The organism is Paenibacillus sp. FSL L8-0708, from assembly GCF_038009325.1.
In the GTDB taxonomy this organism is placed as follows: Bacteria; Bacillota; Bacilli; order Paenibacillales; family Paenibacillaceae; genus Paenibacillus_AQ; species Paenibacillus_AQ odorifer.
Genome location: NZ_JBBPBC010000001.1, coordinates 6585344 through 6608889 on the forward strand (window position 1 = coordinate 6585344; position 23546 = coordinate 6608889).

At 42.5% G+C, this 23546-nt stretch carries 15 protein-coding genes; 3 read left to right on the top strand and 12 right to left on the bottom strand.

Features of this window, described 5'->3' with window-relative positions:
- Positions 1–3: 3 nt before the first annotated feature.
- The 3 genes from NYE58_RS30830 to NYE58_RS30840 form a co-directional block, all read right to left on the bottom strand.
- Positions 4–1161: a glycoside hydrolase family 88/105 protein gene (locus tag NYE58_RS30830; protein WP_076219934.1), complete on the bottom strand. Its 1158-nt coding sequence runs from the start codon at positions 1159–1161 to the stop codon at positions 4–6.
- A gap of 94 nt (positions 1162–1255) precedes the next feature.
- A complete protein-coding gene (locus NYE58_RS30835) occupies positions 1256–2812 on the bottom strand; it encodes an extracellular solute-binding protein (RefSeq protein ID WP_076219935.1) in 1557 nt (518 codons plus the stop codon).
- Between the two features lie 88 nt (positions 2813–2900).
- Positions 2901–3758, bottom strand: coding sequence for an ABC transporter permease (locus tag NYE58_RS30840; RefSeq protein WP_370511625.1), 858 nt, complete (start codon positions 3756–3758; stop codon positions 2901–2903).
- Between the two features lie 383 nt (positions 3759–4141).
- Here NYE58_RS30840 and NYE58_RS30845 point away from each other — a divergent pair, with 383 nt between their 5' ends.
- Complete coding sequence (locus NYE58_RS30845; RefSeq protein ID WP_076130456.1) at positions 4142–5026, top strand: carbohydrate ABC transporter permease; 885 nt, start codon at positions 4142–4144, stop codon at positions 5024–5026.
- A 64-nt stretch (positions 5027–5090) separates the two neighbouring features.
- Here NYE58_RS30845 and NYE58_RS30850 read toward each other — a convergent pair whose 3' ends face one another.
- The 8 genes from NYE58_RS30850 to NYE58_RS30885 form a co-directional block, all read right to left on the bottom strand.
- Complete coding sequence (locus NYE58_RS30850; protein WP_076130455.1) at positions 5091–7337, bottom strand: AraC family transcriptional regulator; 2247 nt, start codon at positions 7335–7337, stop codon at positions 5091–5093.
- A gap of 198 nt (positions 7338–7535) precedes the next feature.
- A complete protein-coding gene (locus tag NYE58_RS30855; RefSeq protein WP_341003833.1) occupies positions 7536–10205 on the bottom strand; it encodes a copper amine oxidase N-terminal domain-containing protein in 2670 nt (889 codons plus the stop codon).
- Between the two features lie 177 nt (positions 10206–10382).
- Positions 10383–12455: a peptidoglycan D,D-transpeptidase FtsI family protein gene (locus tag NYE58_RS30860; protein WP_341003834.1), complete on the bottom strand. Its 2073-nt coding sequence runs from the start codon at positions 12453–12455 to the stop codon at positions 10383–10385.
- Positions 12456–13001: 546 nt separating this feature from the next.
- Positions 13002–15071, bottom strand: coding sequence for an iron ABC transporter permease (locus NYE58_RS30865; RefSeq protein ID WP_341003835.1), 2070 nt, complete (start codon positions 15069–15071; stop codon positions 13002–13004).
- Complete coding sequence (locus tag NYE58_RS30870) at positions 15068–16090, bottom strand: ABC transporter substrate-binding protein (protein ID WP_076277177.1); 1023 nt, start codon at positions 16088–16090, stop codon at positions 15068–15070. Before NYE58_RS30870 ends, NYE58_RS30865 begins: the two co-directional genes overlap by 4 nt.
- A gap of 149 nt (positions 16091–16239) precedes the next feature.
- Entirely contained in the window at positions 16240–17079 is an 840-nt protein-coding gene (gene licT / locus NYE58_RS30875; protein WP_036685434.1) for a BglG family transcription antiterminator LicT, read from the bottom strand.
- Between the two features lie 129 nt (positions 17080–17208).
- On the bottom strand, positions 17209–19053 hold the full coding sequence (locus NYE58_RS30880) for a beta-glucoside-specific PTS transporter subunit IIABC (RefSeq protein ID WP_341003836.1): 1845 nt from the start codon (positions 19051–19053) through the stop codon (positions 17209–17211).
- A gap of 280 nt (positions 19054–19333) precedes the next feature.
- Positions 19334–20746, bottom strand: coding sequence for a glycoside hydrolase family 1 protein (locus tag NYE58_RS30885; protein ID WP_076220000.1), 1413 nt, complete (start codon positions 20744–20746; stop codon positions 19334–19336).
- A 112-nt stretch (positions 20747–20858) separates the two neighbouring features.
- On the opposite strand from NYE58_RS30885, the gene NYE58_RS30890 reads away from it, so the two are divergent.
- On the top strand, positions 20859–21827 hold the full coding sequence (locus NYE58_RS30890) for a LacI family DNA-binding transcriptional regulator (protein ID WP_341003837.1): 969 nt from the start codon (positions 20859–20861) through the stop codon (positions 21825–21827).
- Positions 21828–21915: 88 nt separating this feature from the next.
- Positions 21916–22509 carry a YdeI/OmpD-associated family protein gene (locus NYE58_RS30895; protein ID WP_036685448.1) on the top strand — a complete coding sequence of 198 codons (594 nt, stop codon included), beginning with the start codon at positions 21916–21918 and terminating at the stop codon, positions 22507–22509.
- Positions 22510–22529: 20 nt separating this feature from the next.
- Here the strand turns inward: NYE58_RS30895 and NYE58_RS30900 are convergent, their stop codons facing one another.
- A complete protein-coding gene (locus tag NYE58_RS30900; protein WP_076130317.1) occupies positions 22530–23441 on the bottom strand; it encodes a LysR family transcriptional regulator in 912 nt (303 codons plus the stop codon).
- Positions 23442–23546: the final 105 nt, after the last annotated feature.

The following is a 23546-nucleotide window of genomic DNA, read 5'->3' on the forward strand; positions in this document are numbered from 1 at the left end:
GCTTCACTCGCTTCCTTTCGTCACGGCGGGACGCTGCAAATATTCATATTCTCCACAAGCCAGGAGAAATGCGCCAAGCCCCTTCTGATCATTGGTTACGATCGGTTCACTGATATAATAGGCGTAAGTACCATCTCTCCGGTCCTCACCACCGAGTCCAGCGACCTGGCAGTTTTTATTCAGGTTAACCCAGCCATTTTTGGTTTCCAGCACAAATTCAGCAATAAGACCTTGATAAGCACGGTCAAGAGTCTCGAACCAACTATCATCGAGTACACCAATCCGAATACCCTTAGCCATTGCATAGGTGATCATGCTAGAGGCGGAAGCCTCCAAATAATTGCCTTTACGGCCGCCCATGTTTACAACCTGATACCAGACTCCAGCATCCGCATCCTGAACCTGACGAAGCGCTGTCAGCGTATCTGTCAGAATACGTGCCAAGATCTCGTAATCCGCGTGTTCCTTAGGGAGCATTCCGAGTACATCCACTAGCGCCATCACATACCAGCCCAGCGAACGCCCCCAAAAGTTCGGAGACAACCCCGTTTCAGGATCGCACCACGGCTGTACCCGCTTTTCATCCCATGCGTGAAACAGGAGACCCGTCTCAGCATCCTTGGTATGACGCTCGCACAGAATAAATTGCCGGGTCACATCGTCCAGACCCTTGCCGCCTTCATACTCAAGTAAATACTCCAGATAGAAAGGAGAGCCCATATACAAGCCATCCAGCCAAATCTGATAAGGATATACATTCTTATGCCAAAACGCACCTTCCGAGGTTCGAGGATGCGTTGTTATCTGCTTTCTTAATAAATCTGCAGCCATTTTATATTTCGCTAACCCAGTTTCTTTATGGAGCACAAACAGGATCTTCCCGTTATTTAAGTGATCAATATTATGTTCGCTCAGGCGATATCCCTTCACAGAGCCGTCTTCCTCAATAAAATAATCCATATTATCTTTGATGTATTGATAATATTTAACCTGCCCGGTCTGTCTCCACAGCAGCTCAAAACCCTTCAAGATGACTCCATAATCATAAGACCATTTTCCATGATATCCGTTATCCTCATATAATCTTGGCGTTCGCTCCATAATCGAATCTGCCATTCGAACACCCCAGCCCATACTCCTAAGTGCATTGTTGTCTTTCATTTTTTCCTCCTGTTTGAATAGATATGGTCCTAAACGCAGCCTCCCCATTTAGGACCCCTCTATTATTTTCTTAGAATATAGTCTGTAGTACTTCTTAAGGATTTACAGCTTTATAAGCAGCTTCATATTCAGTAATGATTTTGCTGCCGCCGGATTTCTTCCACTTTTCAACCTCAGCTTTAAATCCGTCCAAATCAATTTTGTCTAGGATATATTTATAAGTGGCATCTGTCATAATCTTCTGCAACTCAGATCCTTGAGTAGAATAGGTCTCAGATTCCAGAGAGTAAGCAGGATTCAGTACAGCATATTTAGCATTCTCAACGATCAGCTTATCAGCTTCAACTTTGAGTGGATCAGCATCATGGATAATGAATCCATTCTCTAATGGACGAGATGCCGAAAATGGCTGAACTTCTTGCTTCCAGAGATCTGTATCCTTAATCGTAACCGCTTGTTCTCCATCAATAGTGTAGTGAACATCCTTAATACCGTAGGTCATCAAGCCATAGACATCTTCATTCATGAGATCATTAACAAATTTCAAGATCCGTCTTAACTCATTTTCATCCTTGACTTCGGATTTCGGGAAAGACAACAGTCCCCCAATTCCGTTATTACCAGCCCAGATGGCGCGATCCGCTTCATTACCGGTGGAAGTGATATCGTTAACCATAACCAAATCCATACCATCCTGTATGCCTTTAGACAAATTCAGCAGATTCTTGCTGTCAAACAAGGCACCCACATAAATTCCAGCCTTCCCTTGCGCAAAATTCTGCTGCTGATCTGTTTTAGCCGTCACAGCGAAATCCTGATTGATATAACCACCATCATAAAGAGTCTTCATATAATCCATGGTCTTGACATAAGCCTCTGTATCGAACTCCGGTGTCATTTTACCCGCATCATCTACACTCCAATAGTTCGGTGTTCCAAAGTATGAGCCTAATGTCTTAAATGCTCCATATACAAGATCACTGCGGTCCATGAAGCCTGTGGTATCCTTCTTGCCATTACCATCAGGGTCTTTTTCGGTAAACGCTTTCGCAACTTCCATCAACTCATCTGTTGTTTTTGGAACCTGCAACCCAAGCTTATCCAGCCAATCTTTACGGAGAACAACGCCGTTTCTAGCCAAGGACTTCTGGAAAGGAACTCCGTACAGCTTACCTGCAATCGATGCCGATGTACGTGTATCCTGTGAAATTTTAGCCAAATTCGGGAACTCATCAAGATAAGGACTTACTTCCCAGAACATACCGGCCTTCAGTGCATTACGTACAGAAGAGTTATCAAGAATAGTCAGGGTAACGATGTCTGCCAGGGAATTCGATGCTAATGAAGTATTAATACGTTCTTCTTTGGAAGGATCGGGAATCCATGAGAATTCAATCTCTGTATTCGTCAATTCTTCAATTTTGTCCAGAATAGGACCCGTTGGTGTTGTAGACGTTTGTAAAATGTTCAGCCAGCTAATCTTTGCTTTAGCATCTAGCACATCTGCAGGTGCAGCAGTTGTTTTAGCCGTTGAATCCGTTCCCCCATTTGAAGAATTTGACTCCTTCGCGTTATTGCCTCCTCCGCATGCAGTGAGTACTAACCCGCTACACAACATTAAAGCTGCAATTTTTTTGTAATTGCGATTCATCAACATTACCCCTTTTACTAATGTATTTGTGTTGTATCTTCCACCTCTGCCTTTAAGGCAGAGGTAAGAATTCAGCATACTATGAAGCCTAGTAAACACCATCTTCGCCGATTTTTTTGGCTAACTTGTTCGACAGCATAACGAGAATCAAGCCAACCACACCCTTGAACAGACCTACTGTCGTACTGAAACTCAATTGTCCGTTCTTTAAACCAGCTGTATAGATATAGGTATCGAAAATTTCTCCAACTTCGCGGTTCAAGGAATTGATCAGCAAGTACATATGCTCAAAGCCCAGATCCAGCGTGTGGCCAATCTTCAGAATAAGCAAGGTAATAATGATTGGACGAATCGCTGGCAGGGTGATATGCCAAGTTTTGCGTAATCTTGCCGCTCCATCCATCTCAGCTGCTTCATATAACTGCGTATCCACTACGGTAATGGCTGCCAAATAAATAATGGTTGACCAACCAATTTCTTTCCAAATGATCTGTCCGATATACACGGTACGCAACCACTCAGGAGAAGTCAAAAAGCTAATCTTCTGCATCCCAAGGGCCGCTAACATCTCATTCAACACCCCTCCATCCACATTCATAAATACATAGGAAATGGAGACGATGATAACCCATGACATGAAATGGGGGATATAAATAATCGTTTGTATGGTGCTCTTAAATAACTTGTGCTGAACTTCGTTAAGCATCAGCGCCACTATAATAGGTAGTGGAAAGAAAATAACGATGTTTAATGCAAATAGGATAAGTGTGTTACTCAATAGCATAAGGAAGGTAGGTTCTGTAAACAATCGGACAAAATGCTTAAACCCTACCCACGGGCTATCCGCTATGCCCAGAAACGGCTGATAATCCTGAAATGCAATGATAAGACCGCCCATAGGCAGGTACTTAAAAATAACAAAATACAAAAATCCCGGGAGTATCATCAGATACAATAACTTGTTTCTTTTTAAACTCAGCCAGCTAGGCCCCGTTCGCTTTTTTCTTACTGGATTAACTTTCGTGTTCAGCATGGTGACGTTTGCCTCTTTCACCTGATCGGCCTCCTTGATCGCGTTTCTTTACGATTCCCAGATTACGATCATTCGTCCATTACGTATATAATCATCAGATACTGATACTCCAAGAACCCTACAGCTATAAGGTTTTCCAGGTCCGTGCATCTTATAGTGATTACTACAATACATAAAGATCATCTATGCCTTATCTCGCTTTTTCCTCCCAAAACAAAGCCCAAGCTAATGATTATATACGGAATAACAGACCCCTGTTAAAGTTTCAATGAAACGATTACAAGGAGGATATCTGCATGTCGCAATCATCTTTTAAAAAAGAAAATATGGGTAGCCGGCTGTTTACTATTGTAAATACCACACTGCTTACACTCATTGCCCTAGCCTGTCTTTTACCCTTTGTCAATGTGTTTGCCAGTTCCTTTGCTTCAACACAGGAGGTAGTAGAAAAAAGCTTCATCCTGTTCCCGACGACATTCTCTTTGGATGCTTACCGTTATATACTGTCAACGCCTACTATCTTTAAAGGGCTTGGCGTATCCATCGGTGTAACCTTAGTGGGTACAGTTGTCAGTATGGTTCTTACCTCTTTAATGGCTTATGGATTATCTAGAAAATATCTATACGGAAGAGATTTCATCAATTTCGTAATCGTGTTCTCCATGCTCTTCAGCGGGGGAATGATCCCTACTTTCCTGGTAGTTAAATATTTCGGATTAATCGATTCGTACTGGTCCATGATCATGCCTGTTGCGATCAATGCTTTTAACCTGATCATTATGCGTAACTTCTTCCAGGCGCTGCCGGAAGGGCTAGAGGAATCAGCCAAGATTGACGGCTCTAATGATTTTGGTGTATTTTTCAAAATCATGCTTCCGCTGGCGATGCCATCTATCGCGACCCTCTCCTTGTTCTACGGGGTAGCTTACTGGAACACTTATATGAGTGCAATTTTATATATGACAGACTCCACTAAGTGGCCTATTCAAGTCCTGCTGCGCCAAATTGTTATCGTCGCCAGCGGGATGCAGGGAGATAATGCTTCTGTTGATATTATCCCACCTGCTCAAACCATCAAAATGGCGGTTATCGTAGTCGCAACCGTTCCAATGCTGCTCGCCTATCCTTTCGTACAAAAACACTTCACCAAAGGAGCCCTGCTGGGTTCTGTAAAAGGCTAAAACATTGCAGCTGCACAAACAGCCAGCCCCGGTCTCCCGGGGCTGGCTGTTTGTGTTCAGCGCCTTACTTCTCCTGTTTCTGGGTTCGGTATGCACCTGGTGTTACATGTTCTTTTTTACGGAAGGATCGAATAAAGTTCTGCGGATTATGGTACTGCAGCCTTTCAGCAATCTCTTTAATGGTCATATCCGTTTCCACCAGCCACTTCTTAGCCATTTCCAGACGATAGTTCATTAGATACTCGCTAAACGTCATCCCGTACTCTTTTTTGAAAATACTGCTTAAATAGTTCGGACTGTAATGGAGGCGATCACCAATTAATTCTAGCGTTAAGTCCTGATCAAATTCCGAGCGGACAATCACCGCAATTTTATCGGATAAGAGGCGGAACTGACGGTCTGTCTTCTCCTTAACGCTGGTCACCATCGGATGGATAACTTCTTTGACCAAAATGCGTTCGATCTCTTCCGGATTACGGATGTCTAACAATCGGTGATACAACGTAGAATTGTCCTCTGTCAGCAGAACCTCTACACCCAGCAGCTGCTCCAGCTGAATCAGATTGTTGACGAAACGTATTAATGTGACTTCGAAATTCAAAGGGTTCTTACTGTGCTTCATCATTTCCCCGAGTAATGGATACAGAGAACAGGAGACTTGTTCTTCATCTCCAATCCGAATCGCGTCAAATAACTGGGACTCAAACTCAGACGGATAATGCAGTAGAACTGGACCCGAGATCACCTTCGATATATCCTCATAGAAGATGATAGACTCTTTGCCCAGATTTAAACGATGATGCAGCGCCTGCTTACTCATCTCGCAAGCTTCCCTACTAAACAATAAATTATCATAAAAATTGCTGATTCCAACGCTAATGGATAGTTTCAGGATTTCTCTAGCTGTTCGAATAATTGTCTTGGCATAGTCCAGTGCTATTCTCCGGTTCTCCTGTTCATTCGCTCCCTCAAAGATCAGGATAGTCGCTTGTGTACGGTCATTTAATAAGATAGGAATCATCCGCCTCTCCTGCGGAATCAGCTCTTCCACCAGTTTGTTAACCGCTACAAGCAGAAGATCCTTATCACTAGCCTGCCGTTCCCCATAGTTATCCAGCTGTATTAGCAGCGTTGCGTACACCGAATTCTGTGACAGCTCATAACCGAAACGAGGCAAACCCAGATTAAGCTCTTCTTGGGATATCCGGCTACGAAACAGATTTAGAATAAACTGAGTTTCCAACTTAGGCATCTCAGACTCAATCAGACCCTCTAGGCTTTCTTTCTCCGATAAGATGGTATCAATCGAATTAATAATCCAGTCTACCTCATTCTTAGGCTCTAGCTCCGCATTGGCAGGCAATAATCGGCGCTGAATCTGCCGGAATGGCTTGGTGAAATACAAAGAGATCACATAAGCGACTACCGCAATCAACAACGTAATAAGCAGTACCATCATCACAATCCCGAATCGGGTTGTCTTTAGTGCATCAGAAATTTCTGATTTATCCAAAATAGTTACGTAAATCCAATTATTATAAGAAGATTTAGCATAAATAGCTTTAATCGATTGGTGATCAGCCCGCTCCATGGCAATCGTCCCCAATTGCCCCCCGCCTCCGGCAACATTAGTGATATGGCTAAGTTGATTATTAGTCAGCAGGGACTTTCCAGTTTCCGACTCATATAAAAGTTCACCCTCCCGGTTAAGAATAAACACCGGTGTGTTTCCTTCGGTCTGAAGGGTGCTCTGCAAGGTCTGAAGGGATATATCAGATAAGGCAATCGCCTGTTTGGTCTGTGAGAATACCGGCAGGGTATTTACAAAGCGGATACCCTTATCCGTCTTAACCCAAAACAACCCCCGGCTACGGTTATTAATATAGCTCTCATAAAGTGTCCTGCTCTCTTCTTCCGTTAAATGTGAAAGCTTACCATTGGAAATCTGCCATTTCTGCTCCAAACTGATTAGAGAATAATTAACAAAATCCATCCCCATGCTGGCAATGTAGTTAAGCTGGGAATTAATCTCGCGATACTTCTCAAAATCCTGCTCGGTGATCGGATTTTGCACGACCTCCCTGAAGGAACTGGTGGTACTGTAAGTATTAAAAGCGTATTCGATGGTCTGAATTTTCTGTTCCAGGGTGTTTTTAATTTGAGTAATTAAACTCTGTTTATCATCCGCTACTCTTTCATTTACCGAATTAATCGTCGTCAGATAAATATAGCCACCGAAGCTAATAACCAGGCCAATTCCCAGCACCAGAATAGGAACAAAAATCTTGTAGAATATCCTGCCTCTTTTCATGATAGACTCCTTAAGCATGTAATTATTTTCAATTATAGCGCTTCCAATAGGTTAAACCAAATGTTTTAAATGTGTATAATCGCAACCCTATTTTTATAAAAAATAGAAAACAAAAAAACAAGGCAAAAAGCGCTTCATCAAGCCCAGTGCTCAATAAAGGTTTTTTGCCTTATATTATAATGATTTTATTCCCTATCCTTATATTTCAATCTCTTCCGTTGAATACGAAAGACCACCACTTTGCACGCCATTGTTATTGGCTACCGCAAGAACATATACTTTATATTTAACACCCTTAACAATTAATGCACCATTAACATCTCTTCTCGAGGCAACAATTGTAGGATTCGTTCCGTTAGGCGTTATCGACGTATAATACGAGGATTTCACCTCAATTGCTTCCGCTGAACCAAAACCTTGTTTGGACGGAACCACCAGAATTCGATATTCCGAAATGTTAGACTCGTTAGAGGAACGGTTGAAACTCACTAGTATTTTACCCTCATCCACACTGTACGTTACATTAGTGACAGAGGTTACCGGCAGCTTAGTGGATAAAGTTATGGCATTCGACTCTGAGGACAACACATTAGTACCTGAGTACTTGCCGCTGCCAATCGTTAACACATACACTCTGTAACTGATTCCACTCTTTATTAAATTTCCGTTTACGTCTCTGGCTGAAGAATCCAAGACTTGACTGGTGTTATTTCCAGAAATGCCTACCGCTGTGTAATTGGAGCTAGAAACAGCATTTGCCTGTGTTAAGCTAAAGCTACTGTAATAGGAAGTAGGTACAATCAGGATTCGATACTGGCTAATGTACGTTTCATCCGTGGCATGGTTAAAGGATACTTTTATATCCCGGCCGTCTTCGTAATCATTAACGTCCCTTACATCCAAGCTCGAAATAGGAGCCAATTTGTAATCTACATTCAACGTAATTAAAAGTGAACCAGAAGAAAGAATATTGCTGCCCGAGTAATTCCCGCTTCCGACCGTTAACACATAAACTCTGTAATTGATTCCACTCTTTATCAGGTTACCCCGCACGTCCCTTGTTGACGAGGTTAACACTTGATTGGTGCTCGATCCTGTTGTGCTCACTGCTGTGTAGTTGGAACTATACACATTATTGGCGTCAGATAAACTGAAGCTGCTGTAATAGGAAGTAGGTACAACCATGATTCGATACTGGCTAATATAGGTTTCATCCGTAGCGTGGTTAAAGGATACTCTTAAATCCCGGCCATCATCATAGTCATTTACGTCGCTTACATCCAAATTGTAGACAGCACTCACATTGTAGTTAAGAGCCAACGTAATTAATGCTGAATCCGCTGAGAGAATATTGGTTCCCAAATTCTTGCCGCTGCCAATCGTTAACACATACACTCTGTAAGGTGTTCCATTCTTAATCAAATTACCACGTACGTCTCTTGCTGACGAGGCTAACACTTGACTGGTGCTAGATCCTGTTGTGCTCACCGCTGTGTAGTAAGCGCTGGAGACATTATTCGCTTCAGATAAACTGAAGTTACTGTAATAAGCTGTAGGCACAACTAGGATTCGATATTGGCTGATATACGTTTCATCTGTAGCGTGGTTAAAGGATACTTTTATATCCCGGCCATCGCCAATGTCACTAACGTCGCTTACACTTAAATTAGAGATATTAACCGAGGACAGCATAATCGCAGATGAAGCAGCAGACAACAAATTGTTGGCTGTATTACTGCTACTATCTACCCCCATAACAAAGATACGGTAACTAACTCCCGTCTTAATGACGGCTCCATCCACATCCCTCGCTCCTGATGATAGGACCTGGGTAATATTAGAGCCTGTTTTGTTAACCTGCGTGTAATTTGAACTGCTAACAGCATTTGCTGCCGCCAAATTAAAAGAAGAATAATTAGAAGCTTTGACCACAAATATTCGATAAGAACTCACCTTAGATTCATCCGATACCCTATTAAAGCTTACGGCTAAATCACGGCCATCACTATAATCGCTCACATCACTTACTTGTACATTACTTGGGGCAACGACTACAGTGTTAGTGTTAAGCGATATAGTCGCAGAACTATACGAGAGAGCGCTGGTATTATTGCCTTTACCCACTGCGTAAACATAAGCTACATAGGTTTGATTACCTTTAATGAGATCACCATGAACATCCTTTGAATTTGCTGTCATTCTAATCGTAGGATTAGTGCCTGTAGCTAAAACCGTAGAATAATTGGCAGATGTAACCTTTTGTGCAGATGAGATATTAAAAGTGCTCCAAGCCTTTACAATCATTACCCGGTAATGATCCACAAGAGCTTCATTAGAAGATTGGGTGAAGCTGACCTGAAGATCACGGCCGTCACCGTTATCACTTACATCCTTTAACTGTACATTCGATGCCGGATTTACAGTTCCAGTTTTACCGCCGGAAGTTGTTATGGTCACCACTTTGGTGCTCGGATTCCATCCCACATCATGACCCAATGCCTCACTTACAAACCGTGTAGGAACCATCGTTCTCCCTTTCAAATTCTGACCCGGCACATCTAGAGTTACAGCTTTATTGTTAATCGTGGCTGTCTTTGAGCCAATCTTTAACATAATCGTTGTATCATCCTTAGTTGCAGTTACAGTTTGTGTTTTCTGATTCCACTTGATAGTGGCATTAAAGGCTTCAAAGATTGCCCGTAAGGGTACCATCGTCCGTCCATTTACCATCACCGGTGCTTGATCTGTGGACAATCGAACTCCGTCAATAAAAATACTGATGGGCGCAGTAGCAGCTTTTACTGAAGATTGAAACATCATTGGCAAAACTAATAAGCCCACTAAAATAGAAATCCATAACTTCTTCACAGATTCACCCTCCTGGAATGACGAATACATTTTTTTCCTAACCTTTTGACGCTCCTACTAGGATAAAAGTTTCACGCTTTATGGTTACAATATTTTAATCTGGAACCCGTTCCTTAGATCCGCCACAAACCGCTCTGTAAAAAGAAAAAGAAAGCGCAGTTTGCGCTCTCCTTTGGGTCATTCGCTGATGCTTTTATCCACATTTTTCTTCGGAATTCCATCCAATCCGTACTCCCAATCATAAGCATCAAAAATTTTTCTCGCTACAGGTGCTGCACTGCTAGATCCAAATCCGCCTTCAGGAATAACTACAGCTACAGCAAGTTTTGGATTTTCACGTGGTGCAAAAGCTATAAACACTCCGTTATCACGGTTTATGTTTTTACTATCCGTCTGTTGTGAAGTTCCTGTTTTACGCGCAAAATCATAGGGGAAATCTCCGAAGGCACTTTTAACGTCACTGTTCATCCCTTTCTTTATCTCCCGCCAATAGGATTTATCGAAAGTAGTCACTTCATCAAGCACTTCCCGTTTGAATTTTTTGATAACCTTACCTTTGGAGTCCGTGATCTTGCTTACTAGCTGTGGTTTGATTCGTTGCCCTTCATTGGCTAGTGTAGCCGCATATTGCGCCAACTGAAGAACGGTATAACGCCCCTGCTGCCCAAAAGAAGCATACACAAGTGCAGACTGCACTGAACCCGCTTTAGCTTCAGCTTTATAATTCAAATCACCCAAGTATTCCCTTGGTAAACCTATTCCTGTTGGAACACCCAAACCGAATTCTTTCATATAGGTGTCCCATTTATCAATACCCTTAGACTTGTATTTGTCGTACAATTTTTTCCCGATCATATCAACCATATATACGTTTGAAGATTTTTCAATTGCTGTATGAGGATACAAAGAGCCGTATACATGATTGGATGAGTTCCTTACATTAGTCTCATGTCCTTCTCTACCAAATGAGGTGATCCCTTTATCTTGATAGGTAGAAGAAGTACTTATAAAGCCCTCCTTTAAGCCAATTAACACACTCAATGGTTTTATGGTCGAACCGAGCAGCACGGTAGATTCAAAATTATGCCCTGATCTTCCTGATGAGTATGGAGTTATCGTTCCATTTTGGTAATGCTTTTCAACTTTTTTATACACCTCTGGAGAGATCGAACCCGTAGCCCAGCTGTTGGTATCATAGTCAGGCATACTTGCCATTGCAATAATATTACCTGTATCCACTTCCATGGCCACAGCGTAACCTGTTAAAGCATCCGGATGTGTTTCTCCCTGAACGGTGTGTGAGTGCAACCACTGAATCTGATCTTTAATGGCTTCTTCGGTCTTCAGCTGAATTTTTTTATTAAGGGTAGTCCAGATAGTACTTCCTTTGACCGGGGGTTCAATACTGACAATTTTTTCCGCCATATTCTGCGGATCTACGGAAACTTCCTTATAACCATTCTGTCCCCGAAGCTCCTTCTGGTATTGCAGCTCCAAGCCATCAAAGCCTACTAGCTCATCCTCTTTATAGTTAAGTCCAGGGTGCTGATTATTTTTCATCGCCTGAAGTACATCCTTATAAAGATCTAAACTAGTAGAGGATTTGAAAAATTTCACGTAGCCAACAGCTTGTACAGCCACCGTATCGGTATCATAATGCCTGCTGCTTTCCTCTATCACTTCAAGGTTTGGATATTCGTTTTTGTGTTCTAAAAAATAAGCGATTTCTTTCTTAGTTAAACCTGATTTAATTCTTCGCGCTACATAACCAGAGAGTTTTTTTGAATATAAATCCATAGACTCAAGGATCTCTTCTGTGGTTAGTTTTTTCTCATTAGGATCACCATAAGTTTCGAAGGCTTCTGCTAACTTGGTGGCGAGTACCTTTGATTTATTATTTGCCTCAGCAGTTAAGGTAACTTTTTTCGTAGTTTTATCTGTTTTTGTTGCGGTATATTCCTTATCCAAAGTAAGGTACAAAGATTGAACGGGCGTTGAGTATGCCAATTTCTCACCATCAGCAGCGAGGATATTCCCTCTCAATGCCGATAATGCCACTATTTTCGTATCCCGATTAGCCTCAGCTTCAGATAACGTAGGTCCTTCGACAAATTGCAAGACCGCAAGGCGTAGGATAATTACACAAAAAATAATAAAAGTGCTAAAGAAAAAAATATTGATTCTTAATTCACCAGAGTTGTTAATAGCTTTGCTGCCATCTTGTATACCTTTTCTGTCGAAGAGTCTCACATAATCCCACTCCTTATTTCCAAAATTCTACAACATAAGATACAAGTATAAACTAGCAAACGAAAATATACAAAATTAAGAATAATAGTTAAATAATTGTTCACGAATCGATAATATCCAATTAAAAAAGCAGCGATCCCCAGTATGGGAGAATCGCTGCTTTTTGTTTATGGGCGTTGGTGGCCTGCACCAAAAATTTGTCATTATTCGCTGAGGCTTAAGGACTCAGAAGACGTTATATGCGGATTTTTAGCCTTTGGAGCTTGGTTTCGGACTCCAGCGACGTTACTCCATAGGAAGAGGGCCAATTGGGGTACTTTTTATGCCAATAGCGACTATGCGGTCCGTTGTCACTTCAAATGTGAAATAAAGCTGCGTTTAAGTTCATCTGTGTCCGATAGCTGTTAGCGTAAGGGAGGGGAATTTTAAACAGATGAAACGATGTTTGAGGAGTTCTTGATAGAGCAAGCTCTAATTAATCAGGGGGTGCCCAGCAGCCATTTTACGGCTGATGGGGCACCCCCTGATTTTTTCTTATAACAAAAGCTACACTTTTCTAACCTGTGACCGGTACATTAAAAACAAGAAATACGGAGCCCCGATCAGCATAATAATAAGGCCTGAAGGAATTTCTTTTGGCGCCATTATGGTTCTTCCGAGCGTATCGGCAATCACGAGCATCAAGCCGCCAAGTAATCCTGACAAAACAATCGATCGTCTCGTATGATGACCAATCATCATCCGCACCGCATGCGGCGCCATGAGCCCGAGAAAGCCAATCGTTCCCACACTTGCAACAGCTCCCGCTGCAAGCAAAACGCCGATAATCATAGCCCAGAGCCGCGTTCCTCGAACCGGCAAGCCCAATCCTGTTGAACTCTCGTCACCAAATGCCAACAAATCGCATTTTCGGCCCAAATAGTATGCAATCGGTACAAGTACAAGCAGGAATACAAATAGGATGTAAAATTGATTCCAGCTTCGTCCATAAGTCGAACCCGTTAACCAAATTAAGGAGCTACTGCTCCATAAACTTCCTTTAACGATCATGACCTGGATTCCGGCAGAGGCAATGGCAGAGACTGCGATTCCAAGCAAGATCAGAACCGATGGATTCAAGGACCTGCGCCAAGCCATAAAAAAGACAAAAGCTGCAGCCAGTGCCCCACCCACGATTGCGGCAAGCGGAACGGCAAATACCGTCAATGCTGGCCAAACGATCATTACGGCCAAAGCACCAAAGCCAGCCCCTGAGGTCACACCAATAATAGAAGCATCTGCCAGTGGATTTCGAACAGCACTCTGAATCAGTACACCACTGATTGCAAGTGCGATCCCTCCTGCAGCAGCTACGAGTGTACGGGGAAGCCGTAAATTCAGCAGGACGGAATAGGATTGATCCCCCCTATGGAACAGACTGCTTAGCAATTCGCTGATCGGTATTTTTGTTCCCCCAAACGATAAGCTTACAAGGATAATAACAATGAGCAGCACGGCCATAAATATAGCCGTCGGCACAAAGCGCAGACGCAGCCCCGCTCCACCGATGCTCATCGATGATTGGGCAGAACCTGAGCCCGATATATTTTTCATCTTGGTGAGTACCAGCCAAATGAGCCATGGTGCTCCAATAATCGCCATAACTGCACCAACAGGCATTTCACCCACACTGCTTCGCACTACACGCGCAAGCGTATCCGCTGCCGTGATGAGCAGTGCTCCCCACAACGCGCTTGCAGGAATGAGCAGGCGATGCTTGCGAATCCCACTAAGCCGGACAAGATGAGGAGCCACTAAGCCGACGAAGCCAATCGGTCCGACCACACTGACTACAACCGCGGCCATTAATACCGATAGGCCAAGACCCGTCGCCCGAATTAACCCTACTCGCTGTCCAAGAGAACGGGCGGTTGACTCATCGAGTTCTAGCGCATCAAATTGTCTGCCGGCAAATATCGCTGCCAATAGCAGCACTACGACAAAAGGCCAGGCATATATAACACCGTCCCAATCCAACTGGATTAGGGAACCTGAACCCCATAAAAACAGATTTTGAGTTTCTGTTCTTTTAAAAATATGTATGGCCGATGTAAACGCTCCGAGCACCATGGAGACGATCATACCTGACAAAGCCAGCCGAACAGGTGTGGCCGCCTTGCCTCCACTCAATAAATAAGCGGCTAAAGCAGCAAGTAGTCCCCCTGCAACTGCGAGCAAAAATGGAAACTCATGCTGCAAAGCAGGAAAAGCTACCATACCAAGAACGACCATAAAGTATGCCCCGGCATTAATCCCAAGTGTATCTGAGGAAGCAAGCGGGTTCTTCGTTATAGTTTGCAATAATGCCCCAGCCACAGCCAGAGCAGCCCCGGCCAGCAGACCAATAACTGTACGTGGCATGCGGATATCCCAGAGCAGATTATGTTCCATTATATCTTGGCGATTCAGCAAGCCATCTATTACAGTAGCTGCAGGGATCTTGGCTTCCCCAAAGCCTAAACTTAAAACGAACAGAATGAAGAGGACGGCAAAGCCGCCCCCAAATATTCCAATGATCCGCCAGTTCATGCCGATAGAGGCTTCTTTGCTACTCTTTTCGTTCATAACCGCACTCATTTCGTTAATGTATTTACAACTTCATCCACGATAACTTTAGAGGAGATCGGACCGCCGAACACCCAAGTAGTACTGCTCAATCCGAAGGTGCGATTCTCTTTCACAAAGTTAAGGCCATTCCAAACGGAATTATCCTTCAGTTCTTTCGTGAAAATATTATCATCCTCTTGGACGATATAGATCAGATTTGTATCCTGAACCGCAGGCAATGCTTCAACTGTAGAGGTGCTGAATCCGTAAACTTCGAAATTTTCAGGTTTCCAGTCGTTTTTCAGACCGATCCGATCCAAAGTTTGTACCGCAAGTGAATTATCTGTAAAAAGACGCATCGTTGCTGCATTCTGGTAGCTGTATGCTTGTGTCAGTACATAGTTCAAGCCTTCTTTGCCTGCATCAGCCAGCTTTGCCTTTGCATCTGCATAATGTGCATCCAAATCAGCAAGAACCTTATCGGCTTCTGCTGTTTTACCTACTGCCGCTGCAATTGTTTTGAAAGTATCTTCCATCAGTGTGTACTGATTACCTTCTCCTTCATTCGGATACAAGCCGAAAATCAATGTTGGAGCGATACTTTTAAGTTGATCATAGATTCCTTCATGCCCACCCGTATTGGCAATAATCAGATCAGGCTTTAATGAAGCAATTGTCTCCAGATCTGGCTCGTCACGGGAACCAACATCAGTCACGTTTGCATCAAGCGGTGCTTCAGAAGTCACATACAGCTTATAGTTTTCGTTATCTGCGTTACCTACTGGCTGCACTCCCAGTGCAATAACATCCTCCGTAAAGGTCCATTCCAATACCACAACTCTTTGCGCAGGTTTGTCCAGCGTAATCTCACCTTTAGAATCCTTTAAAACAATAGGACCGCTTGTAGATTCACTGCCCGCGTTTTCAGCAGCTGGTTTATCAGTTGCTCCCGCGTTCGATGTTGAATTGTTCTTTTGGTTAGTACCACAGCCTGATACGACCAATATAATAGCAACAACCATAAATAAACTAATTAACTTTTTGTGCATTTACTTTATCCCCCTGGATTCAACGTTCGAAGTTTATTCTATGATAACAGTTATCAATCTATTGATAATGATTATCATAGAAAACATATTAGTAATCTTATACGCGATTCTCCTGAAAGTCAAAGTTAAAATTTAATGCTTAACCGTCCCTACTCCATGATCTGGTTTGTAATTCTTTCAATGTGTATGGTCAGATACAGCATTTCATCATTTGTTAACTCCCGATTATATGTTTTATCAATATAGATTTTAATTTTCTCAACGCTTGCGAAAGCTTCCTTATACTGCTGCTTTACCAAAATAAATAAGCCATTCTCATTATCAGGAGGTGGAGTACCGTTGATGAGACGTTGTGCAAAAAATTTCAAATGAGTGATAAAACGGTAATAAGCAAGGGACTCCTCGTCGTACTCTAGCCTGAAATGGCGCTTCACGATATTTAGGATGTCGTTCATGATCTTGGTGATATTCACCATGTTAGGCATCTCTTCATTTAGTTCTGCATTCACCAGATGGAGCGCAATATGTCCGGCCTCATCTTCGGGAAGTCTGACTCCGAGCTTGGAATGTATAATTTGAAGCGCAGCTTTCCCAACCTCATATTCTTCTTTATAGAATCTTTTGATTTCCCAAAGCATGGCGTTTTTAATCTTCATCCCTTTTGAGAATCTCTCCAGCGCAAAACTGATATGATCTGTCAGACTAACATAAATACTGTCATCCAGCATTTTACCGAGCTGCAGTTTGGCGAAGTTAATAATCTCTTCTGAGAGCTCCATGTGCTCGATTGGAATCTCGGAAAGCAGCGTTTTTAGCTTATCTGAAAGTTTTTGATTACTTAAAGTGAATATCTTTTCAATTTTATCTTCTTCTAAAAAGTCTCCACGTTTTTTCTTAAAGGCCAGTCCTCTTCCCATAACTACTAGTTCAAAATTTTGGTCATCTATGACAGTAACAACATTGTTGTTTAACACTTTTTCGATCCGCATATTACAGCTCCTTACCTTTTCATTTTACGAAGCTAGCACTTTTTTATAGTATTCTATAATAAAAAATCGATCTCTAAGTAGCAGTACTAAGAGATCGATTCCATTCATACCTTATGACTCTTCAATAGATCACACTACAACAGTCAGCAAATCTTCACCCGGTGTAATAACTGTTTTATTGGTACCAATCACATCACTATAATTAGCCGTATTGGTAATAATTATCGGTGTTGTGCATTGATAACCTTCATTTTTTATTTGTTCAAAATCAAACTCAATCAATAGATCACCCTGTTTAACGGTTGCTCCTTCTTGCACCTTCACATCAAAGTATTTACCTTTTAGCTTCACGGTTTCTATACCGATATGAATCAAGACCTCAACACCCTCATCCGATACTACCGCAATACAATGACCTGTTCTGAAAATAGTGGATACAACTCCACTTACCGGTGAATAAAGCTTACCTTCTGTGGGTTCAATTGCAATCCCCTTGCCCATTGCTTCAGAAGCAAAGGCAGCATCATCTACTGAGGTTAACGGGATTACGTTACCAGCCAGAGGGCTTACAACGGTTGAACTTTTAACGGCGTGAGGGAGGATAACCCCGCTTTTTTCAGTATTCGTTTTTTCTTCTACAATATTCACTTTCTTTTTATCTTCATAACCAAATACCATGGTAATTACCATAGCCAATACAATGGTCACACCTGCTATAATCGCTTGAACGACCAGCGGAGAGAATGCGGGAAGACTTAATACGCTCACAAATGCGAAGACTTCCATCTTCACTTTGAAAAGACCACTAAGTGCTCCACCTACACCGCCGGCAATGGTTACATAAATGAAAGTCCGTTTGTAACGAGTCAGCAAACCGTAAATAATAGGTTCTGTTACACCGGAAAGCGCGCCTGGTATAAATGTACTGCCGGCCAATGTTTTCAACTGTTTGTCCTTTGTTTTCAGGAAGATACCCAACGCTACACCCAGCTGCGCGAAGATGGCCATGCCGGCCATTGCATATATTGGATCTCCACCCTTAGCAATGTTCTCAAGAATAATTGGCACAAGTCCCCAGTGCAATCCGAGTACAGTCAAATACGTCCAAGCTATTCCCACAATTGCCCCTGTAACAATACCGCTTTTCGTACTGAGGAACAAAATAGCGTCTCCAATTAAATTCCCTACATTCACGCCAAACGGTCCGAAAGCCAAAATAGTTAACGGAACAATCACAATCAAACATAGCATAGGGACCAAGAACATCTGCAAATCCTTGTGTATAAACTTTCTTAGCTGCTTATCCAATAAAGCGTATATACAAATGGCGATAAAAATCGGAAACACGCTTGATGAATAGTCCGAAATTACTAAAGGAATACCTAAAAAATGTGGAGATTCAACACTTGCTAATCCCGTAATATTAGGTTCAAGTAAAGCCGCACCGATACTACCACCCACATAAGCATTAACACCCAGCCTAATCGATAACGTAATTCCTAAGAAAATGGGTAGAAAATAAAACACAGCATTACTAGCGCCGGCTAATACTTTGTAAGTTTCACTATCCGCACTTAGAACATGTAACGAAGCAAGTACGGTTAATAGCGCTTTCAACATACCCGCACCTGCTAAAGCACCAATCAGAGGCGAAAAGCTTCTAGAAATAACATCAAAAATCAGAGTCCCTATAGGTTTCTTTACCTTGTTCTCGCCAGAGTCACTGTTAGGGGATATGGATTTGGCAATTTCTTTATACACATCAGCAACATGGGTACCCACTATAACTTGAAACTGTCCCCCTTTGCTAACTACCCCAATAATCCCTTTCATTTTTCCCAAATTTTCTTTATCAGCTTTTTGCTCATCGTTAAGTGTGAATCTTAGTCGCGTGGCACAATGAATCACATTGTTAATATTTTTCTCCCCACCGACAGATTGAATAATGTCTTTACTTAGCTGTTCATAACTCATTTTTATACACCCCTTTGTAACAGATCAATTAATCACGGTTATCAGGGAACACAAAAAAACCTAAATCACATCTATGTACGAGAGAGATTATCCCCGTAATCATAAATGAAACTTAGGTTTTGCCTGCTATGCAGTAGCAATCCTGATATCCGATTAATTTATTATTTACAAATTAACATGTTCAATTAATGATGTCAACAATAAACCACGGTCTGTATAATATTGGATAACAAAAAAAGCCCTGATAGATCAAGAATATCTTGATTATCAGGACTTTTTTTTAGAACAGGCTTTGTCCGTTGGATTCAATTACTTCTTTGTACCAGTGGAAGGACTTCTTACGGTATCTCTCCAGTGTACCTGAACCATCATCATGACGATCTACATAAATGAAACCATAACGTTTCTTCAGCTCGGCGCTTGTTGCGCTAACCAAGTCGATGCAGCCCCAGCTTGTGTATCCCATAACTTCCACGCCATCAGCAATAGCTTCCGCTACTTGAACCAAATGATCTTGCAAATAATTGATCCGGTAATCGTCGTTTACGATCTTCTCACCGTTCCCGTCTACAACCAGCTGATCGACGGCGCCAAGGCCATTTTCCACGATAAACAGCGGTTTTTGGTATCGGTCATAGAACATATTCATCACATAACGCAAGCCCTGCGGATCGATCTGCCAACCCCATTCGCTCGCTTCCAGATACGGATTCGGTACCCCGCCCAGCAGGTTTCCTTCTCCTCTGATCTGTTTCTCCGGATCAGCCGTTTCACATGTGCTCATATAGTAACTGAACGATATGAAATCCACGGTATGCTTCAGAATTTCCTCGTCCCCTGGCTCGAAATGAATGTGAATTCCATTTTCCTTAAAGAACCGTTTCATATAGCCTGGATAATAACCTCTGCTATGAACATCCGCAAAAAACATATTTTTGTGATCACTTTGCATCGCCTTGATCAAGTCGTCCGGATGCGGAGTGAGCGGATAAATTGGCATGCTCAGCACCATGCAGCCTATTTTGAAATCAGGATTGATCTCATGACCGATTTTTACCGCCAAAGCACTTGCAATGAACTCATGGTGAATGGCCTGATACAGATCCTGCTTACTCAATTTTTCCAATGGAGTATTGATTCCCCCGCTCATAAATGGGAACTCTAGGATAGAATTGATCTCATTAAAGGTCAGCCAGTATTTGACCTTGTTCTTGTAACGATTAAAGATCGTTCTCACATAACGCTCGTAAAATTCCACCATCTTACGGTTAACCCATCCATCATACTCTCGTGCCAAATGCAGCGGGGTCTCATAATGGGAGATCGTAACTAGCGGTTCGATGCCGTATTTATGACACTCGTCGAACAGGTCGTCGTAGAACTGCAAGCCCTGTTCATTCGGCTCCAGCTCGTCCCCTTTCGGGAAAATCCGGGACCAGGCAATAGACGTCCGGAATACTTTAAAGCCCATTTCCGCAAACAGCTTAATATCTTCTTTATATCGGTGATAGAAATCGATACCAATCAACTTCATGTTATCGTCGGTAGGAACTTCTGTAGGCGCAGACTTAATGCCATGCGGCATGACATCTTGGGTAGACCAGCCTTTGCCATCATCCTGATATGCCCCTTCAAGCTGGTTAGCGGCTACAGCCCCACCCCATAGGAATCCTTCTGGAAATTGTAAGTTCATATTTCTTCCCGCCTTTGCTATTGTGATAGTATAGGTTTACTGCTCTAATCCGAATCCTAAACCTTGGAACGCGTTACATGTCAAGGATTAATCTTGCAAAGGAGATAAGCCGATGTCCACACTTGACGAAATTGCTAAGCTGTCGGGCTTTTCCAAAGCTACGGTATCCCGAGTCCTGAACGATTCTCCCCATGTCAGCAAGGAAACTAGGGAGAAAATTCTCGCCATTATGAAAGAGACGGACTATGTTCCCAATCGGAATGCCATATCTTTATCCAAAGGCCAAACCCAGCAAATCGGCATGATTACCTTAGACCTCAACGAGCTTATTTTGTGCTTCATGAACAGCTTCGTCGAAATTTCCGGCCGTTACGGGTATCAGACGATTATTTATACCACCGGCGGTGATAAACAAAAGGAACTTCAGGCCTTCGAGGATCTCAAACAAAAAAGAGTCGACGCTCTGCTTATTCTGACCGCTGTTAACGATAAAAATGTCATAACTTCCTACTGCAAATACGGCCCGATTGTGTCTTGGCAACGCATGGACCATCCTGAAATACCGTCAGTTGCCATGAACCAATATGATGGATATGCACTCGCTCTAGAGCATTTGATAGAGCGGGGTTATACGCGTATCGCTAATGCTTTTGGCCGCCCAAGCAGCATAAATACCCAGAGTAGACGACTAGCTTATGAGCAAATCATGACCAAATATAATCTTCCCATCGTTGAGAAATGGTATTACTCCACGATTTATGGAATCCGTGACGGAGAGCAATTGGTGCGAACCCTAATTGGACAACCCGATCAGCCGGATGCCATTCTGTGCTCCAATGATTTGGTGGCGGTGGGCGTTCTGAGCGAAGCACGTAGACAGCAGCTGGATGTGCCCGGTGATCTAGCCATCATTGGTTTTGATAATTCGGAGCTGTCACAGACACTCGGAATTACCACTGTTCGGAATCCGATTGCGGGACAGGCGGAGAACGCCTTTCTTCTGCTGGCTCCAACCCTGCTTGGACTGGATATGGAGCTGCAGCCCCTATCGTTCCAACTGATCGAACGGGAGACAACATAGGTTGCCCATTCTCAGAAGATTACGACTGTACATTCCATAAAAAACAGTAAAATTGTATTGAAAATTATGATGAAGACGGGTGTTTTTTATGACAAATAATAAATTGAATCCTAGGGTTGATAAATTCTTAAGTAAAGCGAAACAATGGCGGGAAGAATATGAGCAGTTGAGAACGATCGTGCTTGATTGCGGGCTGACCGAAGATTATAAGTGGATGCATCCATGTTACACATTTGATGATAAAAACATAGTACTAATTCATGGATTTAAAGAATATTGTGCGCTTCTCTTTCACAAAGGTGCCTTGTTACAGGATCCCAATGGGATTCTAATTCAACAAACAGAAAATGTGCAGGCAGCGCGCCAAATTCGGTTTACGAATGTGCAACAAATCGTTGAAATGGAAGCTGTTCTGAAAGCCTACATTCAAAATGCCATAGAAGTTGAAAAGGCGGGTTTAGAAGTCGAATTAAAAAAGAAAGAAGATTACCTCATTCCTGAAGAGCTTCAGACTAAATTCGCTGAACTTCCTGGCTTGAAAACTGCTTTTGAAGCCTTAACGCCTGGACGGCAAAACGCATATATTTATCATTTTTCTCAAGCCAAACAATCCAAAACCCGCGTATCCCGAATTGAAAAATTCATCCCGCAAATCCTTGAGGGTAAGGGATTAAATGATTAGCGTTGCTGACAATGAGTCAATTAAGCCTTAGGGTTAGTTGACTCATTTTTTAATTTGTCTTCTTCTAACTGCTTGTAATAATCCTCAACAAAGGCCTTGAACTTTTTAGCGACATTAGTCATGTACCGGTTGGTATACCATGAGATTTCAATGGTGCGGGTACTTATGGGTTCTTCAATGGGAAGAAGCACAACAGAGGATCCTTGAGAACCCCCCCAAGTTACAGCGGGGATAAAAGAAACCCCTAGTCCCGAACGGACTAGACTGCGTACCATCGAAGGCTCATCGCATTCATAAATGATACGCGGAGCAAATCCGGCGGCGTGACAGAGAGAATCCGTCGTTTCGCGCAGCTGCTTGCCTATTTTCAAACTAATAAAACCGTCTTCCGCGAGTTCATTCAGACGTACACTTTTACGGGTTGCGAGCCTGTGCTCATTAGGAACCGCCAGCAGGATTTCTTCCGTTAATACCGGTGTGGACACTGTTCCTGGAATCTTGAGCGGAGTAGAAGAAATACACAAATCAAAAGCCGGATAACGTGAGATCTCCTGATCCTGCTGCAATAGCTTGAATTGAGCTTCCGGGTACTTCTGACGAAATAATGTGATCATATCCGGAAGCAAATAGGAACCCGCTTGGATAAAAATCACTACAGTTCCTGTCGGTCGCTCAGACAAGTCCAATAGCTCTGTTTTCCCCTCCTCTAACGTTTGTAGGGCTAAATCAACTTTCACAAGAAACCGCTTTCCATATTCATTTAATCGAATGTATTTTCCTGTGCGATCAAACAATTTGACGTTTAATTCGCCCTCAAGATTTTTGATCATTTTACTAATAGCAGGCTGTGAGATTTGGAGTATTTCGGCTGCCAGGGTCATATTCTCAAGCTTTGCAACCGTTTGAAAGTACCGAAGCGAAAGTAAATCCAACGAAACCACCTCTTCTATAACCTTAGAGTTATGTATTTTATATATAATAATATATTTTTCATCATCATAGCAGAACACTATAATAAAGAGAATTAAAAATACATA